Origin of the sequence: Streptomyces sp. NPDC059828 (assembly GCF_042731955.1) — a bacterium.
GTDB lineage: Bacteria > Actinomycetota > Actinomycetes > Streptomycetales > Streptomycetaceae > Streptomyces.
This window is the reverse complement of sequence record NZ_JBHWIW010000104.1, coordinates 1-1,983: the sequence shown is the minus strand read 5'-3', so window position 1 is coordinate 1,983 and position 1,983 is coordinate 1. Positions and strand designations below refer to the sequence as shown.

Annotated in this window: 1 protein-coding gene; it reads right to left on the bottom strand. The window is 69.0% G+C overall.

From position 1 onward, the window contains the following. Window positions 1-57: 57 nt before the first annotated feature. Window positions 58-1,875, bottom strand: a complete 1,818-nt coding sequence (locus ACFV6V_RS31050; RefSeq protein WP_385571179.1) for an IS481 family transposase — start codon at window positions 1,873-1,875, stop codon at window positions 58-60. Window positions 1,876-1,983 lie beyond the last annotated feature (108 nt).

The window sequence follows — 1,983 nt, the reverse complement described above, 5'->3', positions numbered from 1 at the left end:
TGTCGGATCCCAGCTGATGCCTGACGTTCTGGTCCCAGGTGATGCTTGACGGTGGGCCTAGACAACGTAGGGAGCCCCGTGGGGCTTGTTCGCTTTCACGTTACGGACGGGGACGTCGGTCGTGCGCCGGATCACCCGGACCTGGCCGTCCAGGTCGACGGTGATCGTGGAGTCCGACACGTGCACGGTCACGGTCTGACCCGCGTACGGGCGGCCGAGGGACACGACCTGCCGACAGACCATGACCGTGCCCACCGCGCTGACCCGCCGCTGAACCCGCACGGGCTCGACGCCCGGACGCGGCGGCGGGCCGGCTGGCCGCAGGCCCCGCAGTCGGCGGACTGCCTCGCTGGTCAGCGGGTTGGGCCGCACCCGCAGCAGTTCCCGCGAGGACAGGTCGAAGAACGACAGCGTCTCCTCGTCGATCCGGATGCCCACCTGGCGGCCTCCGAAAATCTCCGCCGCCAGCACCTGGTGCCCGCCCAGGCCCACCAGGCCGCTGTTGTTCACGACCCGGTCCACCTCGAACGCGGCGCCGTCGTCGGCCGGAAGCGGGGCCGGTCCAGCAGCACGCCCGCCCCGGGCGGCCAGCTGCACCAGATCCGCCACCGACAAGTGCGACCGCACACTCTTGATCCGTGCTCCCGCGATCAGCAGATGGATCACCGAAGTGTCGGCCCAGAACGTCACCGTCAGCCCTGAGCGGGCCGGACCGAGCCAGAACTGCTTGCCCGCGACCTGCAGATTCCCACTCGCAGGCACCACCCGCTCGAACTCCACCGGCCCACCTCCCTCCACCTGCACCACCTCGGGAAGAGGAGCAGGAGCAGGCACAGGCACCGCCGCGGCCGGATCCGGCACCACCGCAGGAGTCGTCCGCTGCTGCGGCACCAGCGCAAGCACCCCGGGGATCTTCAGGCCCAGGACGTCCCGCTCCTGCTCCGCAACCGGGGCGAACCAGTCGCCCGGGGACTGCATGTCCAGGGCCTGATGCGGACGCATGGAGTTGTACTCCTCCACCCACGCATCCAGCGCCGCCTGAGCCGCCTCGATGCTCTCGAACACCCCGCAGTCATCCAGGAGTTCGCGCCGCAATGTCTGATGGAACCGCTCGACCTTGCCCGTCGTGGTCGGCGACGCCGGCTGGGTGAGGCGGTGCGCGATCCCGTTCTCACGGCAGATCCGGTCGAACAACACCTCACCGCCCTGCCCGAACCGGTCGGTGAACTGTTTGCCGTTGTCCGTGAGCACCTCTTCCGGCACCCCGAACGCCTGCAAGGCTTGGGCGAAGGCCGTGCAGACCGCCCTCCCGGTCGCCCGCTCGACCACCGACGCGATCACGCAGTACCGGGAATGGTCATCCACACCTGTCACGACCTTGGCCTCGGTCAGCTCGCCCGTGACCGGGTTGACCAGCATCACTCCGCCGACGATGTCCATCTGCCACAGCTGCATCGGCCGATCCCGCTGCCAGCGCTTGTAGTCCGACCGCTTCCGGCGCCGCACTCCCGGCTCCACCAACCCATGACGGACCAGGACCCGATACACGGTCATCCGCGACGGCACCGGCGTGACTGTCCCGGACCGCTCCAGCACATGGGCGATCCGCCGCGGACCCCACTTCGGGTGCTTGCGCCGCAGCTCGCACACGGCCGCCTCGACCTCGGCAGTGGCCTGATGCGGACACGACGCCGGCCTCCGTGAACGATCCGCCAGCCCGGCCAGACCCGAGGCGGCATACCGGGACTTCCACCCGCTGACCGTCTGCCGGGACACACCAAGCGACGCGGCGACTTCCGTCACCGTCGCACCCGCCAGCACCGCCAAGACAGCCCGGTATCTCTGCTCGACAATCGACAACTCCACCAGCGCCAATCCCGGCCTCCCGACACGCGCTGCAACGACGCGCACAGAAAAGCCGATCACGGCCACTGTCAACCATCAGTTGGGATCGAACTGTCAAGCATCACCCGGGATCGGACA